This window comes from Emticicia aquatilis (assembly GCF_014644295.1).
Classification (GTDB): Bacteria; Bacteroidota; Bacteroidia; order Cytophagales; family Spirosomataceae; genus Emticicia; species Emticicia aquatilis.
In genome coordinates, this window is record NZ_BMKK01000002.1 from 1 (window position 1) to 21,179 (window position 21,179).

Genomic DNA, 21,179 nt, shown 5'->3' on the forward strand with positions numbered 1-21,179 from the left:
TATTGTACCAACAGGCACAATCAAGTTTCGCTTTTTACAGGTATAACCCTACTTCGCTCGGCACATGCCTTATCTCTACGACCAAATAATTAATTATGAATATCACTTGGGAACTCGCCCATCTGGCTCATGTTGAGCTTCTTACGCCAAAACTCGACGAAAGTATTAGGTTTTTTACTGAAATACTCGGCATGTACATTACCGAAACTGATGGCGATTCGGCATATCTTCGGGCGTATGACGATTACGAGCATCATTCGTTGAAACTTACCGCTCACAAACACAGTGGAATCGGGCATTTTGCGTGGAGATCCAGAAGTCGAGAATCGCTCGAAAGTCGAGTAAAAGCCATTGAAGCCACAGGTTTAGGCATTGGCTGGATTGACCACGAATGTGGCTATGGAAAAGCCTATCGCTTCCGTTATCCAGATGGACATTTGTGCGAAATTTATTTCGATACCCATAAATATAAAGCCGAAGGCGATATGCGTTCTGCTTTAAAAAATACCAATAGTAAGTATCCAGCACGTGGGGTAAATGTGCGTAGGATTGACCACTTAAACCTTTTGGCAAAAGATATTCGGGCATTTGCCGATTTTCAATTTGGCGTTTTGGGTGGCCGAAATACAGAAAGGATTGAGTTTGAAGATGGCCCCAAAGGTGTTTGGGTTTCGGTCAATAATAAATCGTATGATTTGGCAATAACCGAAGACCATAGCGGTCTAAACGGTCGTTTACACCACCTTACATTTGCTACAAATAGCAGAGAAGAAATCTTGATTGCCGCCGATATTGCTTTAGAAAATGGTGTTTTTATAGAAACAGGCCCTCATAAACACGCTATTCAGCAAACGTTTTTCTTATATCTCTACGAACCAGGAGGCAATAGAATTGAAGTAGCCAATGCCTCAGCCCGACTTATTCTCGACCCCGATTACGAAACCGTAGTTTGGAATAAAGAAGAAAGAATGAAAGGCCAAGCATGGGGACTAAAAACCGTAGAAAGTTTTCATACCAGAGGAAATCCAATGCCTGAAGAGTTGATTTAGAATTTTAAAAATCCGTAAAAATCAGCGATGATACATCAGCGTCATCAGCGTGCCATTTATAAAACGCCAATCAGACAATGAGGCAGATTTGTAAAGATAAAAAAATAAAAGACATGAATAAATTATTAGTCATCTCTGCTCATTCAGCCGATTTTGTCTGGCGAAGCGGAGGCACAATCGCAAAAAGTGTAGAACAAGGAGCCGAAACGCTCGTGGTTTGCCTTTCTTTTGGAGAGCGTGGCGAATCAGGGGAACTTTGGAAAGAAGACCCTAATCGAAGCGAAGAAAGTGTAAAAATCATTCGTAAAGCACAAGCTCAACAAGCCGCCGATATTTTCGGAACACCCATTATGTTTTTAGATTGGGGCGATTACCCGATGCTGATTTCTGATGAAAGAATTGCACAATTAACCAAAATCATTGGCGATTTTGAACCAACCGTTATTCTTACGCACACCGCAAAAGACCCATTCAACCCCGACCATCCATTAGCTTACCAAGCTACCGAACGTGCAAGATTGCTTTCGTGTGGAGCAGGAGTGGCAAGTGCATTCAAAAGCATCGACCCGCCTGCTTGGTATTCTTTCGAGCCACATCAACCCGAAATTTGTGATTTCAAACCCGATACTTTTATTGATATTTCTTCGGTTTTCGATAAAAAGATTGCCGCCATGAATTGTATGGGAGCTCAGAAATATTTGGTAGAATATTACACCGAATTGGGCGGAAGAAGAGCCAATCATGCTCGCAGAATTTCGGGCAAAAAAGAGGTGAAATTTGCCGAAGCTTTCCAAAGCCATTTACCAAGAGTTACAAATTCGATATTTTAGTTATTCGCTACTGGTTATTTGTTATTGGAAAATTAGTTTTTCTGATAACCTCTAACTAAATAAACCATTCATCAAACAATGTATAAAGAATTATCTAAATTCTCAGCCGCTACCATTTGCGAGGCTTTGGGGAATAAAGGATATTTACCTTCTGGCATCAAGCCAATTGCCAAGGATATGAAAGTTTGTGGGCCTGCTTATACAGTTCAAACTATGCCACGAGACAACGTTTTGTTGCACCGTGCCTACGCCTATGCTCAAGCGGGCGATGTTTTGATAGTCAATACCTCTGGGTTTTATGAAGCTGGATATTGGGGAGATTTGATGAGCCTCGGAGCAAAAACAAAAGGTATAAATGGCTTAGTAATAGATGCTTGTGTGCGTGATGCCGATGATATTGAAGCAATGGGTTTTCCAGTTTTTTCAAGAGGTTTGTGTATTCGTGGTACTTCAAATCACGGTGATGGTACGCTCAACGAACCTATAATTATTGGCGATGTTTTGATAAATCCGGGGGATATTGTGGTAGGTGACCGTGATGGAGTGGTTATTGTTCCACAAAATAAAATCGAAGAAACAATCGAAAAAGCAATGGCTCGTGAAGCTAAGGAAGAACGCACTCGTGCCGAACTCCGAAAAGGTAGAGTTTCGATTGATATTTATGGTTGGAGAGAGAAATTTGGCTGGTAGTACATTAATGTTAAATGCTTAATGATGAATGATAAATTAAAAATAGCAATACTGGGTCTTGGCGAGGCTGGCTCTTACTTTGCTAATGATTTAGTGAAATTGGGTGCTGAAGTGACTGGCTACGACCCCAATCCGATTAGAAAATTAGATAATTCAATTAAAGTAAAAAATAGTAATGTCGAAGCTGTTAAAGGAGTTGATATTATTTTCAGTGCAAATCTTTCATCGGTTTCGATACAAATTGCAGAAGAATTAGCGAGTGTTTTAACAGCTAATCAGTTTTTCTGCGAAATGAATACTTCTGGGCCAGAAAAGAAGATAAAAATTGCTGAAGTCTTAAAGCCTTCGGGTGTCAAAGTGATTGATTTGGCAATTATGGCTCCCGTTCCACCCAAAGGGATTCTTACGCCATTATTGGCTTCTGGTGAATTTGCTGCTGAATTTTTTGAAAAAGTAAAACCTTTAAATCTCGACTTAAAGATTTTAGAAAATAGTCAAATTGGCGATGCTGCTACCCGAAAACTGCTTCGTTCGATTGTCTATAAAGGCATTGCTGCCGTAGTGTGCGAAGCGATGGAAGCAGGAGAAGCCTTTGGTATGGAAAGTTATATTAGAGGACAAATTAGTTCATTGATTGGTGGAAATGATGAGTTGATTGACCGTTTTGTGGAGGGAAGCCGTACTCATGCTATTCGTAGAATGCAAGAAATGGAGGCAGTAATTGAAATGCTCGAAGCCAAAGGTATTGAGCCGATTGTAACCAAAGGCACGAGAAATAACTTAGAAAAATTAAGTGAATTAAAGTGAATTTTATGAAAATTCCATTTTACCAAATTCGTGGTGGTTCATCAAAAGGCTTATATTTCAAGGCTGATGATTTACCAAAAGATGAAGTCGAAAGAAACAAAATTTTACTTTTGGCAATGGAAGGCACAACCGAAGGCGACCCTCGACAAATTGACGGTTTGGGCGGTGCAACTTCCCTGACAAGTAAAGTAGCAATTATCAGCAAATCAGAAAATCCTTCTGCTGATTTAGATTATCATTTTGTTCAAGTAGTGGTTGGTAAAGGTAAGGTTTCTACTACCCAAACTTGTGGGAATATTTTAGCAGGAATTGTGCATTTTGCTATCGAAACGGGTATGATTGAAGCTAAACATCCATCAACTTCTGCCAAAATAAATATTATGAATACTGGCGGAATTTGTGAAGTGGTTGTGCAAACACCTCATGGAATTATCGAAAATAAAGGCGATGCCAAAGTTGATGGCGTAGTTGGCACTGCCGCTCCAATTATTTGTAATTATTTAGATACTGTTGGCTCAACTTGTGGAGCATTACTTCCAACAGGTAATGCAACAGATATCATCGAAGGAATCGAAGTTACTTGCATCGACAACGGAATGCCTATCGTCATTATGCGAGCATCTGATTTTGGACTTGTGGGCAATGAAAGTAAAGAAACTTTGGAAGCCAATGAGCTACTCCGACAAAAAATTGAGCAAATAAGACTCAAAGCTGGATACTTAATGAATTTGGGCGATGTAAAAGACCAAACAATTCCAAAAATGTGCTTAGTCTCTCCACCCGAAAATGGCGGAGCCATTAATACCAGAATGTTTATTCCGCACGTTGTGCATGAAGCTATTGGGGTATTGGCAGCGGTTTCGGTGGCCACAGCTTTTTTAATGTTAAATGATAAATGGTTAATGCTTGATGAAAACATTTTTTTGGATAAAAATCATTCACCATTAACAATTCAACATTCAACATTATCCATCGAGCATCCTTCGGGCGAATTTACTGTTAACTTAGAATATACATTACCCATAACCAGTAACCAATCACCAACAACTAATATACAAATTCTTAAATCAGGTGTTATTCGCACGGCTCGTATTTTGAGTAGGGGCGAGGTGTATATTCCTGATTGAAGCCTCATTTATAGGTTGTTCTATTTGTTTTGTCTAAAAAAGCACCCCGATAGTCGATTGAGGTTTTTGGATTCATCTAATTCTATTACATTTATAAAAAATAACCAAAAATATCTTACCTAAATGAAGAAAAAAAATCTTATCAGTCTTTCTGTTGCCTTTGCATTTTTAGCACTATCAATCACTGGTATTTTATTGTACGTCAAGCAAAAAGCCCATGCCGTCGAAATGACCCACACAATTTTTGGGTTGATTTTCGTAGGCTTTGCTATTTTTCACATCATCAATAACTGGTCTTCGATTACTGGTTATTCAAAAGAACGCAAGAGTGGAAAAATCCAAAAAGAATTAATCATTTCGGGAATTGCCTTCGTCGTAATTTTAGCAGCTGCCGCAACCGAATTATTAGAGCCAGTTGCCGAAGCAGGAAGAGTTTTTGCAGCAAAAAGACCACCAAGACCAGAGCAACTTACTTTCAATGAAGTAATTACGAATAAAGAAACTCAAGGAACTCCGTTGAGTATCATGATTCAGAAAAATAAAGAAACTGAGCTTCCAGTAGTGGCAGTTTGGGTCGAAGATTCTGCTCATAATTTTGTAGAGAATTTGTTTGTTCCTGCTAAAACTGCCGCCATGCCAGCCGATGAAGAAGAAGCCCGAGAAGGACATTTTGATATTGCCGATTTCAAAGCTGAAACACTCAGCACTTGGTCAGGCAAAGCAAAAACTAAAACGCCTAATTTTGATAGAGAAACCCCTCATGATAATTTCGTACTGAAAACTAATACCTTAGCAAAAGGTCAGTTTTTTGTAATTCTTGAAGTAAAAAGTAAAGATAAAGTTGAGCTTTACGAAGCCCCAGTTAGTAAAGCAAATGGCGATGTATTTAAGCTAAAATCAAAAGACAATACTTTGATTAAGAGTGCTTTAGTTGAAATATAATCAATAAAAATATGAGAATTGAGACATAAGTGTTTTCTTGTGTCTCAATTCTTTTATTTAAACCCAAAGCCATCTCATGTTCAGCGATACACTTTCGATTTTGGCCATTTTATGCCTGAATATTGTAATTTCAGAATGGCTCTGTCAGAAACCGTTTTTCCAACACGTCGGTACGGGACTGATGGTAATAATCTTGACAGCTATCGTTGCAAATCTGGGAATCATCCCCGCATCTACTCCCGCTACGCCTCTTTACGATGGGATTTTTGCTTATATCGCTCCACTTTCTATTTTCTTGATGTTGCTCAACGTCAATCTCAGTAGCCTCAAAAAAGCTGGAAAACCAATGCTCACGATGTTTCTGATTGGCTCATTTGCCACCATGATTGGTGCTTTGGTAGCTATGTGGTTGGTTAGTGGTAAATCTCATATCGGTGAAATGTTTTACGCAATTGGGGGAATGTACACAGGTACATACATCGGTGGAAGTATCAATTTCAATGCCGTTGCTTTGCACTATGGTGTTTCTCAGCAAGGAAGTCTTTTTTCGGCCGCTACCGTTGCCGATAATATCATCACTGCTCTTTGGGTAATTGCCACACTGGCTTTGCCGCAGATTTTGAATAAGAAATTTCCGAGAAAAGCATTAATGGAAGTAACGGAAGAAACACAAGCCGAAACGCACCATTATACTTCCGATATTGAAAGTGTACGTCCATTTGATTTGGCTTTTTTGATTGCAATCAGTTTGGTCGGAATTCAACTTTCAACTTGGTTGAGTAGTCAGATTCCACAAATTCCAACTATTTTGTGGCTAACAACTATTGCCTTGGTTTTGGCACAAATTCCTGCTGTCAATCGTCTGAAAGGGCATAAATTGCTTGGTTTATTGGGTGTTTATTTGTTTTTGGCAGTAATCGGGGCGTATTGTGATGTGCCAGCATTGCTCAAAGATGGAGCTTTAGCCATTGTTTTATTGGTATTCGTGACGATTTTGGTTACTGTTCATGGGCTTATCATTTATGGTTTGGGAGCATTATTCAAGCAAGACTGGGACATCGTTTCGATTGCCTCACAAGCCAATGTAGGCGGCTCTGCTTCGGCAATGGCACTTTCGAGAAGCCTTAATCGAACCGACCTTACCTTGCCTGGAATTTTAGTCGGAGCATTAGGTAATGCAACCGGAACTTATTGGGGAATATTAATTGCAGAAATATTGAGAAATTCGGGTTGGTTTTGAATAAAAAACTTAGTCACTATCAGTAAAGTATATAGGTAGCGGAAAATCTATTAAAAGCGTTTGTGATATTTCTCATTTCACACAATCAATGATTTTCCTTACTTTTGCCAAAAAATCTTCATCTTATGGAACAAACACTTCTTGATTCAATTCCGTCGCTTGATTTGGCGGACTTTACCTCTGGCGATGACGCTCGTAAAAATAAATTCGTTCAGGACCTCGGTGCTGCTTTTAATACGATTGGTTTTGTAGCTATAAAAAATCATGGACTTTCTGACGAACTTCGTGAAAAACTCTACGCTGCGGTGCAGAAGTTTTTCTATCAACCCGACGAAAACAAAACCAAATATGAGTTTCCCGAACTACTTGGTCAGCGTGGTTATGTAGGAAAAGGAAAAGAAACCGCTAAAGGTTTTACAAAACCCGATTTGAAAGAATTTTATCACGTTGGTCAGCCAGTGGTTGAGGGAAATATGCCATCAAATATTTTCCCTGCTGAAGTACCCGAATTTGAGCAATATACAACCGAAGTTTATAAGACTTTTGAAAATACAGGTAAAACACTTTTGCGTGCAATTGCCTTATACTTAGGTCTTTCGGAAGATTTCTTCGAGGAAAAAGTACGTAATGGAGATAGTATTTTGCGTGCATTGCACTATTTTCCTATCGAAAACCCTGATGCTTTGCCCGAAGGTGCTGTGCGTGCGGCCGCTCACGGAGATATTAATTTGATTACACTTTTGATGGGAGCTTCGGCCGATGGTTTAGAAGTTTTGCGTTTGGATGGAAAGTGGATTGCTGTAACGGCATTGCCAGAACAAATTGTTATCAATGTAGGCGATATGCTCGACCGTTTGACCAATCATAAACTAAAATCAACGATTCACCGAGTGGTAAATCCACCACGTGAAAAAATGAAGACTTCACGCTTCTCAATTCCATTCTTCATGCACCCACGTGGCGATATGGATTTGACTTGCTTGGAATCTTGCATTGATGCCGAAAATCCACGCCGCTACGAAAACATGACGGCGGGTGAGTTTTTGGCTGAGCGTTTGCGTGAATTAGGGTTTAAGAAATAAGAATTTAAAATTTCACCACTTAGGCACTAAGCACACTAAGTTACACTAAGCATTTTCTTGGTGTAGCTTAGTGTATCTTTTATTTCTTAGTGGTAAAAACATTTTCCCCAAATATGGCTAAAACTCGTCAGATTCGTTATATCATTTTCTTGAAAGACGTACTGATACTTGCTCTCACCTGTTTTGGTGGTCCGCAAGTACACTTGACGATGTTTTTAGACAGACTCGTAAAAAAACACAACTACATCACCGAAGCCGAAATTCTCGAACTCCAAGCTCTGTGTCAAGTTTTACCAGGCCCAACTTCAACCCAAACCATCACGGCCATAGGTTTTCGATTGGGTGGTGCAAGTTTAGCCTATCTTACGCTTCTGGTTTGGATACTTCCAGGAACTTTGCTTATGACTTTGGCTGCTTTGGGAGTTACTTATGTAGAAAAAGACCAACTCACAAACCTCACTCGATTCATCAAACCGATGGGAGTGGCGTTTATTATTTTTGCTGCTTTTTCGATTGGAGTGAAAGTAATCAAAACCAAAACGAGTATTTTTTTGATGCTTTTGGCTGCCATTGCTGCTTTCGTATTCCCTTCACCGTACATTACACCAATCTGGATTTTGTTGGGAGGTTTAGCCACCTCATTTAAGTTTGGTGAGCAAGAAAAAATGGAAAAACAGCCAATCAAAGTCGAATGGTCGAATTTCTTTCTTTGGTTGGGTGTGTTTATGTTTTCGGTGGTTTTAGGTAAAATTACTAATAATTTACCCGTCAGACTTTTTGAGAATTTTTATCGAAATGGCAGTTTAGCCTTTGGTGGAGGGCATATTTTGAAGCCACTTCTCTATAATGAATTTGTTGAGTTTAAGCATTATTTATCTGCTGATGAGTTTTTGTCGGGCGTTGCAATCGTAGAAGTTGCCCCAGGCCCTGTCTTTTCGATTTCGGCTTTTGTTGGAGCTTTATCTATGCGGGAGTGGGGGACGAGTGGCGAAGTTTTGGGAAGTATTGTTGCTTCAGTCGGTATTTTTCTACCTGGCACATTTCTCATCTTCTTTGTGATACGATTTTGGAATGAACTCAAAAAATACCGTGGAATCAGAGCTTCACTCGAAGGTATCAATGCCGCCAGTACTGGTCTGACAGCAGCAGCGGCCTTATCGCTTTACCGACCAATGGCCTTTGATTTAGTGGCTGATTTGACAATTATTCTTACGCTTATTCTTCTACAAACCCGACTCGTTCCAACTTACATTATCATTTTCATCGGTTTGTTTTTGGGCTGGGTGATAATTTGAAAAGGCTTTATAAGTACCCTAAATCAATATCATTTATCGCCACCACATTATCTTTAACAACAATTAACAATCTTTTCTTCACCCTCCTTTCAAAGATTTGCCGTAAATTGCGTTATAATTTGTGGAACGAATCTCTCGATTCGTTCGTAATATACCGCTATTTTAGCTTTTGAATATTTAGATGAACAAAAAACATATATTTATAACATTTTTATTGTCACTGGTTTGTGGGTTTTCGTTTGCCCAAATTCTTGATGATTCTACCAAGCAAGTTTACAGTACCAAGACCGTCAAATATATCCTCGAAGACGATATTTTAAATAACCGCAAGACTTTTTATAATCCAGATACCACGCTTACAAACTTCCATCTATTTGATTTTAATCTTCGCAGTGGGCTTCTTTATCAAGATTTAGGAAATGTCGGAACGGCAATAAAGCCACTATTTTTCATACCAACCACCGATATTGCTAAAAATTTAGGCTATACAACTTACGGAGCGTATGCCTTTGATGTGCGAAAAACTACTTATTTTAATACAAAATCGCCTTACACGAATGTCAATTATGTGCAGTCGGGTGGAGGAACTGGTATCATGCACTTTACGCATTCACAAAATATAAAACCTCGACTCAACGCCACGCTTGATGTAAGACGCTTATCTTCATCAAAACAATACGGAGCCCCACAAACCCGTGAAGAACGTATGGTGGATAGTTGGGCGGTGATGCTACATTCAAATTATGAGTCGGAAAACGGTAAGTATATCATTTTGGGAAGTTATAATCACTTCAATCATGCTCCTCTTGAGCAGGGAGGGATTCAACCATTGAGTGATAGCAGCACCTTTGTGGCGGAAAGTAGTTTAGGAAATTACCGTGATTTCCTTTCAAAACTTACTGGGGCGGCTTCGAGAGATTGGCGAAACGAATTACATGTTTATCATCAATACAAACTCACGAATGGTTTTCAGGTATATCATATTTTAGATTATCAGAAACGCCGAGATTTATTTACTGATGTGAAATTCGGAGCTGATTCATCTGAAAAAGCAGGATTTTATCAAGTTATTCCGAAGAGTGTTAAGGATACCCTTTCGATGGACTTACGCTATAATCTACTCGAAAATAAGTTCGGAATTAAAGGTATCTATAAAGGTTTTGCTTATAGATTATACATACGTCAGCGTTTTTACACGATGAGGTCTGATTCAGGAAATTATTTGCCAAATAGGATAAATACTGAAACGCTCGTTGGCGGATGGGCAAATTATTTCTTTCCTGATAGTGTCAGAAGGGTATATGCAGAAGCTGAACTTGGTGCGGTCAATACGTTAGGAAATCTGAGACTTCAAGCTGAATATTTAAGCCCTCGAATAAAGGCGGGAGTTTCGATTTTGAGAGTGCCACCAAATATCTTAGATGAGAAGTTTACAAGTATTGCCTACGATTGGAAAAAAACGCTGGCAAAAACCTTTACAACTAACCTTTATGCTTCTACAAGTTTGCAAAAGGGCAATTTTGTACTTTCTCCAAGTGCTTATAATTCACTTATTACCAACTTTATTTATTACGACACAAAGGCTCAAGTAAGACAAGATTCATCGGCTATTAATATTTTTAGGGTAGGGCTTGGTGTAGAATATCGTTGGAAAAGATTATTGATTGCCAATCAATCATATTACACAGCTAATACAGCCGAAAATCGACTTCCGACGCCAAAATTTGCTAATAATACAACGATTTCTTACGAGTTTATATACGCAAAAGTGCTGCGTATCAATGCAGGCGTTGAAATATATTATCGTTCGGCCTATTTTGCCAATAATTTTATGCCACTTACTCGTCAGTTCTTTTTGCAAGACCAACAAAAAGTTTGGGGAACTCCAGTGGCTGATGTTTTTGCTGACCTAAAAATTAATAAAGTCAGACTTTTCTTTAAATTTGCTCATGTCAATCAAGGTTTTCCGAGTAATGGATATTACGTAAGTTCAACTTATCCAGGTTTGAGACGTACTTTCTTTTTGGGAGTGAATTGGCCACTTTTTGATTGAAATTTTACAATCCTTTCATTTGGATGATGAAATATTATAGATTACTGGATAAATTAAATATTAGAAACAGATGGTTTTTAGGTGAAGTTTATTCATCTAAAAAAGTAAATATATGGAATTACATTTCTATAAAGAATTCAAAATTAGATTCCAACCAAAAGTTGGTAATGGATATAATAGAAAATGGTGAAGCATTAGATTTTACTTTTAGTGCATTTGATGTGCCAATCGTTAGCGAACGCATAAAAAGTATTTTGGACGATGAGGAAGTGTTTTTTATACCAATAAACATAAAAAAGAGTAAAGAAAATTTCTATATACTTGTGATAAAGAAATATATTGATGCAGTGGATAGTGATTTATCCGACTTTTTATTGTGGGAAGAAAATAATAAAATAAGACCAGATTTGGCTGGTACTTACAAGGTATTTCAAAAACTCATAGTTGATGGTAATAAAACCGAATCTTCAAACATATTCAGAATTGAAAACTATGAAATTGCACTAATTATTAGTGAAGATATAATGAAAAAATTTAAGAAATATAAAATTACCGGAATAGACTATAAGTGTGTTTCTTGTTTAGACTAAATTTATGTTTATATTTAGAATAGCAGCAAAGCTAAAAAATGGAAATAAACTCATTACAAAAAAACTTAGAGAAGTTTCACGTTTACACTCCAAAGTCAAGACAAGTAATTGGCAATAGAGAAATTGTACAAGAAATATATATAATTTTATCTAACATACGACATTTCATTAAGGTATATTTTTTTATATCAATCATCCTTTTCTCCTGTAATTCTGAAAAAAAAGCAGAACAAACCTCTTTTGATTTCTCTCCAACTATAAAAATCTTAAAAGAAGCTCCCAAAAACTTTCCGAAGCAAGAAATACCTAAAGATTTAGTCATTCCCGCAGGAATGGTTTATGTGCCAGGCGGATATACACAAATCGGTACAACTGATGGAATGGATTTTGAAAGGCCCATGTTTTGGGCAGAGGTAAAACCATTTTTTATGGATATTTCGCCCGTAACTGTAGCTCAGTTTCGTGAATTTATAAAAGCAACCAACTATAAAACCTACGCCGAAAACTTTGGTGATGGAGGTTTTTTTGATAAAGATACTAAAGGTTGGACGCTGAAAAAAGGAGCTAACTGGGAATATCCGCTCGGAAAAGACCAATCTAAAGCACCTGATAATCATCCAGTTACACAAGTTTCTTGGTATGATGCCGCTGCTTACGCAAAATGGGCTGGCAAAAGACTACCCTCAGAGATAGAATGGGAACACGCCGCTCGAAATGCCAAAAACGACCGAACAATTTATCCATTCGGAAACGATTTAGAGAAAGATGGGAAAGCATTGGCGAATACTTGGAATGGAGTTTTTCCTAATTATAATAAAAACACCGATGGCTTTTTCTACACATCGCCCGTTGGGCATTTTGGAAAAACGCCACTTGGCCTGACGGATATGACAGGCAATGTTTGGCAGTGGTGCGATAACTGGAAAATCAATTATGCCGATATTGCCAACGGATTAATGTCAACCGATACGCTTGAAAAAGTAGAAAAAGGTGGCTCATTTCTCTGTGAACCAGGCTGGTGTCATGGGTATCGAGTTTCGGGACGCTCTTTTACTTCGCCCGAAACTTCGTTAATGCACGTAGGTTTTCGATGTGTGAAATAGCCTACAAACTAAAATGTGGGTTGTAAATAATACCAAAAACATTATCCCAAGGGTCTTTTACTGCTGCCACAATTATTCCTCCGCCAACTTCGGTAGGAGCTTCAAAAGTTGTAGCCCCTGCTACCAGTAATTCATTGTACTTTTCTTCAACGTTTTCAACGCCCCAATACGTAATTACTCCGTCAGTTTTTGCTTCATTTTTTTCATCGGGTTGTAGGCCAAGTTCGTAGCCAGCTACATTATAACCCACATAAAAGGGTTCATCGAAATAAGGCTCGAAGCCTAAAACATCGCTATACCAATTTTTTGCTTCAGTAATATCTGAAACTCTGTAGATAGTGGTGCGTAATCCTAAAAAGGGCTTTTTCATACTATTATGGTAGGTTAAATAGAGATTATGTCACAAACTTATCATTTTTTACTAAAACATAAATCGCTTTCGTGTGTTTTTCTTATATAAAATTCGGCTTCATTTTTGCATTATCGCTTATAAGGTCGGATATTTGCAAAAAAAGACCATTATTGGATGTCTGCTGAATTAGTCATTTTAATCAATATATTGTTTTATTTATTCGGTTTTTCGTTTTTGTTGTACAAACGAAATCAACTGAGTGAGCAATCCATTGGTTTACTTTCAATACTCATAAATTTTATTGGTGTACTTTTCTCGATGGGTATTCGCTTGAGTGATATTTCGGGTGATGTTATCTCGTACAATTGGTTTTATATCAGCGATAAACTCTTCACGATTGATATTCTGCTCAATGACCTCACGTATTTGATGTACTTTTTGGTGCAATTTATAGCACTTTGGGTACAGGTCTTTTCTCTCAAATACATGCAAGGCGACCCAAGTTTTGGTCGATATTATGCCTATCTCAATCTTTTCATTTTAGCCATGATTGGCATTGTGATTTCGGGAAATCTCTTGATGATTTTTATGTTTTGGGAATTAGTGGGCTTGTGTTCGTATTTGCTGGTCGGTTTTTGGTACGAGAAAAAATCAGCCACCAATGCTGCTATGAAAGCATTTTTGGTGAACAGAATTGGTGATATTGGCTTTTTTATCGGAATATTATTGGTTTACAGATATTTTGGTACGCTCGATGTGACAACAATCGTCAATAAAGCACAGGTAATGTCGGCTGCCTCATTAAATAGCCCGATAATTACAACCATTGGCTTATTGCTTTTTTGTGGATGTGTCGCCAAATCTGCTCAGTTACCTTTGCAAGTATGGCTACCCGATGCGATGGAAGGCCCAACGCCAGTTTCGGCATTGATTCATGCTGCCACGATGGTTGCTGCAGGTATTTTTCTGATGGCCAGAATCGAACCAATTCTATCGCCAAATACACTTCTCGTGATGGCCGTTGTGGGTATGCTTACTATGTTTTTCGGAGCGTGTTCGGCACTTGTTCAATATGATATTAAAAAACTTTTGGCCTTTTCTACTATTTCTCAATTAGGTTTAATGGTGGTCGGAATCGGAGTTGGAGCAGTTAATACCGCACTTTTTCACTTAGTTACCCACGCATTTTTTAAAGCAGGTTTGTTTTTGTCAGCAGGAGCGGTGATTCACCACATGCACCACGAGCAAGATATGCGTAAAATGGGTAACCTCCGCCGAGAAATTCCTATCATTTATTATACTTACACGATTTGTGCCGCAGCATTGGCAGGGATTCCGTTTTTCTCTGGATTTTTATCAAAAGATGCTATCGTTGTTGCGGCTTTTGAGTGGGCATCACGCCAACCAAAGCAAGCATACTTTATTATCCCTGCGGTGTGTTTGGTAGTTTCGGGTATGAGTGCATATTACATGATGCGACAAGTATTTTTGGTGTTTTTAGAACGAGAAGATAATCCACTCGAACTGATTTCATCAAGTGCAAAAAGTCTCTATAAAAATGTGGCGAAACGTATCGAAGGAATCGTAAATGTGGAAGATGATGAGGAACGCCAACAAGCAGAAATCAGACATGCAGAAGAAGGTGATTTACTTGATTTCTTATCGGACATTGGCCCAATGGAGCTTTCATCAATCGTTATGGCTATCGCTTCCATAGGGTTTGTGTTTGCTTTGAACCCTTTTTCGGCCGAAAGCAGTTGGTTTTTTCATACTTTCCATCATGAAGCTACAAGCTATCAGTGGGTTGCATACATTGCTATTTTAGTGGCACTTAATGGCGTACTTTTAGGTTATATTTTTACGAAAGAAGAAAGTTATCGACTTGATAATGAGGAGCTTGAGCCAAGGGGAATGATTGCCAAGTTTATATTCAAAAACTATTATTTGAGTGAGTTGTACCAAACTATATTCGTAAAACCATTGCTTTGGATAAGCCCAAAAATCAATCTTTTTGATAGAAAGATAATTGATGGAGCAGTAAATTCGGTTGGTAGTCTGACAATCGCTTGGGCTTCATTGAATTATTGGGTTGAAAGAAGTATCATTGATAGCTTTGTGGGTTTGGTTGCCAACACGACGGCAAAAATCGGCTCATATACTCGTCAGATTCAGAATGGTAAAGCCCAAACATATATCATTACGATTTTTGTTTGTTTGGTTTTGATGATGATTCTTTTGATAATAAAATAAAAAGTCCATCAAACACTTTAAAACAACTGATTTTAAGTGGAAAAGTGGAGAAAAGATATTTAATAAATAAAATGTCTGTGGTCAGTGGACTATCGACTATTGACTAAAAATTATGAATAATTTTTTACTTTCAACACTCATTTTTCTGCCACTTGCTGGTTCGGTGATGGTGTTGTTGTTGCCAAGCACTTACCGAGATTCATTTCGATGGATTTCGCTGATAGTGAGTGTCATTAATTTGCTCAATATTTTTACGCTCTATAATAATTTTGATAGACAATTGTCAGATTATCAATTTGTTGAGCAGCACGAATGGATTCGTATGAGTCTCGGAAACCTCGGAGTGCTTTCGATTGACTACTTTTTGGGAGTCGATGGAATAAATATGCCAATGGTTTTACTTTCGGGAATTGTCTTGCTCATTGGTTCGATTGCTTCATTTACTATTGAATACCGCCAAAAAGCCTATCATTCGCTTTATTTATTACTTTCGGGAAGTGTCATCGGTTGTTTTGCCGCCCTTGATTTCTTCTTATTCTTTTTATTTTTCGAGTTTATGTTGCTTCCAATGTATTTCCTAATCGGAATTTGGGGAGGCGAACGTCGAGAATATGCTGCTATTAAATTCTTTATTTACACATTGGTTGGCTCAATCTTCATTCTTATTGTGATGATTGGGCTGTCAATGTCGGTGCAAGATTCATTTTTCTCGCAAGAAATGGGCGGTACTGTTCATACCTTCGATTTTAGACAACTGACTGACTTTAAAAATTATATTCCTCATAGTCTTCTGCACCCAATCGAAAAACAGATGATTTTTGGCGTATCAGCCCGATATTTTGCTTTTGTCTTATTAATTGTTGGTTTTGGAATAAAATTGCCTTCAGTACCTTTTCATACGTGGTTACCCGATGCTCACGTCGAAGCCCCAACGCCAGTTTCGGTGGTTTTGGCAGGTATTTTATTGAAAGTAGGTGCGTATGGTTTCATTCGTATTGCTTATGGATTTTTCCCCGATATTGCTTATCAGTTTACTTATATAGTAGCGGGGGCGGGTGTCATTTCAATTATTTATGGTGCTTATAATGCCCTTGCTCAAGAAGATTTGAAGAAAATGATTGCCTATTCGTCCATCTCTCACATGGGATTTGTGCTTTTAGGATTGGCTTCAATGACCGTTGAAGGCGTAAATGGAGCAATTTATCAAATGTTTGGTCATGGATTGGTTTCGGCAATGTTGTTTTTGGTGGCTGGAGTTATCTACGACCGAACGCATAACCGACTTATCGAAAATTTCAGAGGTTTGTCAAGTGTTATGCCTTATTTTACATTGGCAGTCACGGTGGCGTTTTTCGGGGCTTTAGGTTTGCCAACATTGCCAGGATTTATGGGTGAGTTTTTTACAATCATGGGTGGTTTTCAGTCAGAAATTTTACCAGATTGGGTTTCGATGCTTGCTATGCTGGGAATCGTACTTTCGGCAGGTTATTTCCTTTGGACATTACAAAAAATGTTTTTCGGAACATTTTGGGCAAACCGCAACCAAGAAGAAAATATGAAAGACCTTGATTTCCGTGAAATAGTCATGCTTTATTCGCTTGCAGCCTTATCAATTATTTTTGGAATTTTCCCAAGTCTCATATTTGATATTTCAGGTGAATCAGTGAAGGCCTTTTTAAATGGGTTTTAGATTTTGTGGTTAGCTATTAGCATTCGGCTGCTTCGGTGGTTTGATTTTTAGCTACTTTATTTACTTAGGTTTAGCAGACATGTTCAAAATACGATTAACATGTTTAACCACAATAGTCACAATGGATTTCTACAATGGACACAAGTTTCAGTAAAATATGTCTTGTGTCAATCGTGTCTCCATAGTGTCTTTTGTGGTAAATTTTATTATTTCTGCATAACATGAGTTATTCACTTAATTTTAACTGGTATTTCGCAAAAGCTAAATGTCAATAGCCAATATTCAATGCTCGAAAAATTATCACATATTCTCTTTAGTTCACGTGTACTATTGCCTGACTTACTCTTTGGAGTAGTATTTTTGGTGATAGTTGCTGCTATTGCTTTTTCTCAAAAATTGGATGCTGAACGCACCTACGTGTTGTTTAATGTGCTTATAATCAGTGTGTTAATTAGTATTGGTTTTGTGTTTTATGCCTTTTTTGGATTCTATAAACAATATTTCGAGTCGGGAAGTGTGCTTTTTGGGCAACTGATATATTTAGATTCCGTCAGTTTATTCTTCAAGCTCATTATTTCCATTGCATCAGTAGCTGTTCTGATTCATGTTTGGGTGGTGGGCTATAAAGTAGTAGGGGAGTTCTATGCCATTTTTATGGCTTTGGTTTGGGGATTGTTCATCATGACCATGACCACCAACTGGCTTATGCTCTATGTTTCGCTCGAAATGGTTTCTATTTGCTCATATATTTTGGTGGTTTTCAACAAAGGGAAAAACAATAGCGAGGCTGGTATCAAATACCTTTTGTTCGGAGCCACGAGTTCGGCAATCATGCTTTATGGCATTTCGCTGCTCTATGGCATGACGGGTACACTCAATTTTGTTGGACAAGAATTTGCTACTTTTTTAGGTCAAAATCCAACTTGGATAGCTCAGATTGCTGTTTTTATGACAATTGGAGGTTTACTTTTTAAACTCTCGGCTGTTCCATTTCATAGTTGGACCCCCGATGTCTATGAAGCAACTCCAACACCTATCGTTGCATTTCTTTCAATTGCTCCAAAAGCAGCTGTTGTACTGGTTTTGATTCGTCTTTTCTCGTCATTAAGTATCGACTTCCGAATGATAATGGCTATCATAATTATGGCTTCTATCACGATTGGAAATTTATCAGCTTTGTGGCAAACTAATACCAAGCGAATGCTCGGTTATTCAACAATTGCTCATGCAGGTTTTATGTTGGTGGGTTTGTTGGCAACTAATACGATTGGTGTTCAGTCAACTATTTTTTATATTGCTACTTATCTTTTTATTACGCTTGCGGCCTTTTTACTGATAGATTTACTGGCTCTGAAAACTGAAAGCTACGAACTCGAAAGCCTGCGAGGTTTGGGACAAGAAAATATATTTTTGGGCTTAGCGGCTGTAATAATTATGATTGCCTTAGTAGGCTTACCGCCAACTGTGGGTTTTACTGGAAAATTACTTCTTTTTACTGCTCTGTGGGAATCTTATCAAACATCAGGCAGCAATATGTTATTAATTGTCTTAATATTTGGCTTACTAAACACTGCTATTTCGATATTCTATTATATCAAGATTCCATATTTTATGATTTTCAAAGAACCTAAAATTGGAGTTCGCTACTATCAAATTGGCTTTATTCGCAAAGGTTTCTTGTTGATATTTCTATTTTTTATCATCTATTTATTTATGCGTCCGAGCGGGCTGATTAATCTAATTGAGAGCTTGAAATTGGCATAAATTAGCCTTTTTCAAAGAAAATGTTTTCTTAATTTTAGATATTGTCAAACTTCCCGAAATCGACTTAACATTCTCTTAAAACAAATAGAACTTTTTCTTTGCAAGGCACGTATATTCTTTAGAACTTTGCATAACCAATCTCCAAAAATTCTCAATGAGCGACGCAATTAAACACGAATGTGGCATTGCCCTTGTTCGTCTTCGCAAACCACTTCAATACTACATCGACAAATACGGTACGCCCCTTTATGGCATTCAACGATTGTACGTTTTAATGGAAAAACAATCGAATCGTGGCCAAGATGGAGCAGGAGTCGGAAATGTAAAACTTGATGTTGCCCCTGGCCATCGTTACATAAGTAGATACCGTTCCGTTGAAAATCGACCGATTGTTGATATTTTTAACAAGATTAACGAGAAATACAAAGATGTTCTTCGCAACAATCCCGACAAATTCAAAAATGCTGAATGGTTGCAAGAAAATGTAGCTTACTCAGGTGAAGTTTGGCTCGGACACCTTCGCTACGGTACACACGGCAAAAACGAAATTGAAAATTGCCATCCGATGTTGCGTCAGAGTAACTGGCGTAGCCGAAACATGTTGGTAGCAGGAAACTTCAACATGACTAATGCAGAAGAACTTTTCCATAAATTAGTAAAATTGGGTCAGCACCCGAAAGATTTGGGAGATACCGTAACCGTAATGGAGAAAATCGGACACTTCCTCGACGAAGAAAACCAAAGAGTATTCGACCGCTTCAAAGGCATCTACGAAAACCCCGCCCTCTCTGATATTATCGAAGATAACATGGATTTGCCAAGAGTATTGCACCGTGCGTGCCGTGATTTCGACGGTGGCTATGCAATGGCTGGTGTGACAGGTTTCGGTGCTTCATTTGTTGTGCGTGACCCTGCGGGTATTCGTCCGGCTTACTATTGGGCAAACGATGAAGTAGTGATTGTTGCTTCTGAAAAAACGGCTATTAAAGCTGCTTTCAATGCCAATTATGATGATATTAAAGAAGTTCAGCCAGGAAATGCTTTGATTATTGACAAGCATGGCGAATATAACGAGTTTCAGATAATGAAACCATTGGAGAAAAAATCGTGTAGTTTTGAGCGTATTTATTTCTCACGTGGCTCTGACCCTCAAATCTATGAAGAACGTAAAAAACTCGGTCAATTATTGATTCCTCAGATTTTAGAAGAAATTAATTATGACCTCGAAAATACAGTTTTCTCATACATCCCGAACACAGCCGAAAGTGCATTTTTCGGAATGGTAGAAGGCTTAGAGCAATACTTGTCTGATTGGCGTTTGAAACGTATCACCGAAGGCAATCTTTCGCCCGAAGAAATCAAGAAAGTGTTGTCTTTCCGTCCAAGAATCGAAAAATTAGTATCGAAAGATGTAAAACTTCGTACTTTCATCACTAATGATGACGAGCGTGACGAAATGGTTTCACACGTATATGAAATGACTTATGAAGTTGTGCGTAAAGGCATCGATACCGTAGTTTTGATAGATGACTCGATTGTGCGTGGAACAACGCTCGAAAAAAGTATCTTGAAAATGATTGACCGTCTCGGGCCAAAGAAAGTAATTATTGTTTCATCGGCTCCGCAGATTCGTTACCCTGATTGCTATGGTATTGATATGTCGAAGATGAAAGAATTTGTGGCTTTCAGAGCTATGCTTGATTTACTTCGTCAAAACGGTATAGAATATATGAAGCATGAGGTTTATGCACAGAGTGTGGGTGCATTACAAACCGATAATGCTTACGAACAAAATTTTGTGAAGCAATTATACGATAAATTTACTGATGAAGAGATTTCTCAGAAAATTGCTGAAATCGTTACACCAGAAAACATGAAAGCGGAAGTTGCGATGGTATATCAGACCGTTGAAAATCTGCACAAGGCTTGTCCGAATCATACTGGTGATTGGTATTTTACAGGAAATTATCCAACTCGTGGCGGAAATAGAGTAGTGAACCGTGCGTTCGTAAACTTTATGGAAGGCAAATTGGTGAGAGCTTATTAGAATTTACGATTTATGAATGACGATTTACGAATGATTTTGTTTAACATATAATGAATAAAATCGTCATTCGTAAATCGTACTTCGTAAATCGATTTATTTTTTCTTCTTTTTTGGTAATGTAAAAACGTTGTTTGTAACTTCTTGCATACCAATCACTCGTAACAAATCTATAATATTTACAGTTTCATTAGAGATGGGCATTGCGGGTGTCGATGAAATGGATGAAGTATTCATTGTTATTGGAGTTTTGTAATTGTTCAGCAAAGTT

Annotated in this window: 18 protein-coding genes; 16 read left to right on the plus strand and 2 right to left on the minus strand. The window is 38.1% G+C overall.

What is annotated here, in order from left to right:
- Window positions 1–95 precede the first annotated feature (95 nt).
- The 12 genes from IEX65_RS04185 to IEX65_RS04240 all read left to right on the plus strand — a co-directional run bounded on the left by IEX65_RS04185 (window position 96) and on the right by IEX65_RS04240 (window position 12,808).
- Complete coding sequence (locus tag IEX65_RS04185; protein ID WP_188764778.1) at window positions 96–1,049, plus strand: VOC family protein; 954 nt, start codon at window positions 96–98, stop codon at window positions 1,047–1,049.
- A 113-nt stretch (window positions 1,050–1,162) separates the two neighbouring features.
- On the plus strand, window positions 1,163–1,879 hold the full coding sequence (locus tag IEX65_RS04190; RefSeq protein ID WP_188764779.1) for a PIG-L deacetylase family protein: 717 nt from the start codon (window positions 1,163–1,165) through the stop codon (window positions 1,877–1,879).
- A gap of 78 nt (window positions 1,880–1,957) precedes the next feature.
- Window positions 1,958–2,569, plus strand: a complete 612-nt coding sequence (locus IEX65_RS04195) for a 4-carboxy-4-hydroxy-2-oxoadipate aldolase/oxaloacetate decarboxylase (RefSeq protein WP_188764780.1) — start codon at window positions 1,958–1,960, stop codon at window positions 2,567–2,569.
- A gap of 24 nt (window positions 2,570–2,593) precedes the next feature.
- Window positions 2,594–3,376, plus strand: coding sequence for an NAD(P)-dependent oxidoreductase (locus tag IEX65_RS04200; RefSeq protein ID WP_229250514.1), 783 nt, complete (start codon window positions 2,594–2,596; stop codon window positions 3,374–3,376).
- A 5-nt stretch (window positions 3,377–3,381) separates the two neighbouring features.
- Entirely contained in the window at window positions 3,382–4,503 is a 1,122-nt protein-coding gene (locus IEX65_RS04205) for a 4-oxalomesaconate tautomerase (RefSeq protein ID WP_188764782.1), read from the plus strand.
- A gap of 123 nt (window positions 4,504–4,626) precedes the next feature.
- Window positions 4,627–5,445, plus strand: coding sequence for a DUF4405 domain-containing protein (locus tag IEX65_RS04210; RefSeq protein ID WP_188764783.1), 819 nt, complete (start codon window positions 4,627–4,629; stop codon window positions 5,443–5,445).
- A 76-nt stretch (window positions 5,446–5,521) separates the two neighbouring features.
- Complete coding sequence (locus tag IEX65_RS04215; RefSeq protein ID WP_188764784.1) at window positions 5,522–6,685, plus strand: DUF819 family protein; 1,164 nt, start codon at window positions 5,522–5,524, stop codon at window positions 6,683–6,685.
- Window positions 6,686–6,810: 125 nt separating this feature from the next.
- A complete protein-coding gene (locus tag IEX65_RS04220) occupies window positions 6,811–7,767 on the plus strand; it encodes an isopenicillin N synthase family dioxygenase (RefSeq protein WP_064197855.1) in 957 nt (318 codons plus the stop codon).
- 113 nt (window positions 7,768–7,880) lie between these two features.
- Window positions 7,881–9,062, plus strand: a complete 1,182-nt coding sequence (gene chrA / locus IEX65_RS04225) for a chromate efflux transporter (protein ID WP_188764785.1) — start codon at window positions 7,881–7,883, stop codon at window positions 9,060–9,062.
- Between the two features lie 181 nt (window positions 9,063–9,243).
- Complete coding sequence (locus tag IEX65_RS04230; protein WP_188764786.1) at window positions 9,244–11,115, plus strand: putative porin; 1,872 nt, start codon at window positions 9,244–9,246, stop codon at window positions 11,113–11,115.
- Between the two features lie 23 nt (window positions 11,116–11,138).
- Window positions 11,139–11,705: an imm11 family protein gene (locus tag IEX65_RS04235; protein WP_188764787.1), complete on the plus strand. Its 567-nt coding sequence runs from the start codon at window positions 11,139–11,141 to the stop codon at window positions 11,703–11,705.
- Between the two features lie 38 nt (window positions 11,706–11,743).
- Complete coding sequence (locus IEX65_RS04240; protein ID WP_188764788.1) at window positions 11,744–12,808, plus strand: formylglycine-generating enzyme family protein; 1,065 nt, start codon at window positions 11,744–11,746, stop codon at window positions 12,806–12,808.
- Between the two features lies 1 nt (window position 12,809).
- Here IEX65_RS04240 and IEX65_RS04245 read toward each other — a convergent pair whose 3' ends face one another.
- The gene (locus IEX65_RS04245; RefSeq protein ID WP_188764789.1) at window positions 12,810–13,178 is read right to left on the minus strand and encodes a VOC family protein; all 369 of its coding nucleotides are present in this window, start codon (window positions 13,176–13,178) and stop codon (window positions 12,810–12,812) included.
- Between the two features lie 156 nt (window positions 13,179–13,334).
- On the opposite strand from IEX65_RS04245, the gene nuoL reads away from it, so the two are divergent.
- The 4 genes from nuoL (at window position 13,335) to IEX65_RS04265 (ending at window position 20,911) form a co-directional block, all read left to right on the plus strand.
- Window positions 13,335–15,410: an NADH-quinone oxidoreductase subunit L gene (nuoL, locus tag IEX65_RS04250; protein ID WP_188764790.1), complete on the plus strand. Its 2,076-nt coding sequence runs from the start codon at window positions 13,335–13,337 to the stop codon at window positions 15,408–15,410.
- Window positions 15,411–15,522: 112 nt separating this feature from the next.
- Window positions 15,523–17,100, plus strand: coding sequence for a complex I subunit 4 family protein (locus tag IEX65_RS04255; RefSeq protein WP_188764791.1), 1,578 nt, complete (start codon window positions 15,523–15,525; stop codon window positions 17,098–17,100).
- A gap of 285 nt (window positions 17,101–17,385) precedes the next feature.
- On the plus strand, window positions 17,386–18,864 hold the full coding sequence (locus IEX65_RS04260) for an NADH-quinone oxidoreductase subunit N (RefSeq protein ID WP_188764792.1): 1,479 nt from the start codon (window positions 17,386–17,388) through the stop codon (window positions 18,862–18,864).
- Between the two features lie 154 nt (window positions 18,865–19,018).
- Window positions 19,019–20,911 (plus strand): amidophosphoribosyltransferase, encoded by a 1,893-nt coding sequence (locus IEX65_RS04265; RefSeq protein WP_188764793.1) that lies wholly within the window; start codon window positions 19,019–19,021, stop codon window positions 20,909–20,911.
- 93 nt (window positions 20,912–21,004) lie between these two features.
- Here IEX65_RS04265 and IEX65_RS04270 read toward each other — a convergent pair whose 3' ends face one another.
- The gene (locus IEX65_RS04270; protein ID WP_188764794.1) at window positions 21,005–21,145 is read right to left on the minus strand and encodes a hypothetical protein; all 141 of its coding nucleotides are present in this window, start codon (window positions 21,143–21,145) and stop codon (window positions 21,005–21,007) included.
- Window positions 21,146–21,179 lie beyond the last annotated feature (34 nt).

Coding starts and splice junctions, on each gene's coding strand:
- IEX65_RS04185 (WP_188764778.1), top strand. CDS start 96: ATGAATATCACTTGGGAACTCGCCCATCTGGCTCATGTTGAGCTTCTT.
- IEX65_RS04235 (WP_188764787.1), top strand. CDS start 11,139: ATGATGAAATATTATAGATTACTGGATAAATTAAATATTAGAAACAGA.
- IEX65_RS04205 (WP_188764782.1), top strand. CDS start 3,382: ATGAAAATTCCATTTTACCAAATTCGTGGTGGTTCATCAAAAGGCTTA.
- IEX65_RS04195 (WP_188764780.1), top strand. CDS start 1,958: ATGTATAAAGAATTATCTAAATTCTCAGCCGCTACCATTTGCGAGGCT.
- IEX65_RS04255 (WP_188764791.1), top strand. CDS start 15,523: ATGAATAATTTTTTACTTTCAACACTCATTTTTCTGCCACTTGCTGGT.
- IEX65_RS04270 (WP_188764794.1), bottom strand. CDS start 21,145: ATGAATACTTCATCCATTTCATCGACACCCGCAATGCCCATCTCTAAT.
- IEX65_RS04210 (WP_188764783.1), top strand. CDS start 4,627: ATGAAGAAAAAAAATCTTATCAGTCTTTCTGTTGCCTTTGCATTTTTA.
- IEX65_RS04200 (WP_229250514.1), top strand. CDS start 2,594: ATGAATGATAAATTAAAAATAGCAATACTGGGTCTTGGCGAGGCTGGC.
- nuoL (WP_188764790.1), top strand. CDS start 13,335: ATGTCTGCTGAATTAGTCATTTTAATCAATATATTGTTTTATTTATTC.
- IEX65_RS04245 (WP_188764789.1), bottom strand. CDS start 13,178: ATGAAAAAGCCCTTTTTAGGATTACGCACCACTATCTACAGAGTTTCA.
- IEX65_RS04230 (WP_188764786.1), top strand. CDS start 9,244: ATGAACAAAAAACATATATTTATAACATTTTTATTGTCACTGGTTTGT.
- IEX65_RS04190 (WP_188764779.1), top strand. CDS start 1,163: ATGAATAAATTATTAGTCATCTCTGCTCATTCAGCCGATTTTGTCTGG.
- IEX65_RS04220 (WP_064197855.1), top strand. CDS start 6,811: ATGGAACAAACACTTCTTGATTCAATTCCGTCGCTTGATTTGGCGGAC.
- chrA (WP_188764785.1), top strand. CDS start 7,881: ATGGCTAAAACTCGTCAGATTCGTTATATCATTTTCTTGAAAGACGTA.
- IEX65_RS04215 (WP_188764784.1), top strand. CDS start 5,522: ATGTTCAGCGATACACTTTCGATTTTGGCCATTTTATGCCTGAATATT.
- IEX65_RS04260 (WP_188764792.1), top strand. CDS start 17,386: ATGCTCGAAAAATTATCACATATTCTCTTTAGTTCACGTGTACTATTG.
- IEX65_RS04265 (WP_188764793.1), top strand. CDS start 19,019: ATGAGCGACGCAATTAAACACGAATGTGGCATTGCCCTTGTTCGTCTT.
- IEX65_RS04240 (WP_188764788.1), top strand. CDS start 11,744: ATGGAAATAAACTCATTACAAAAAAACTTAGAGAAGTTTCACGTTTAC.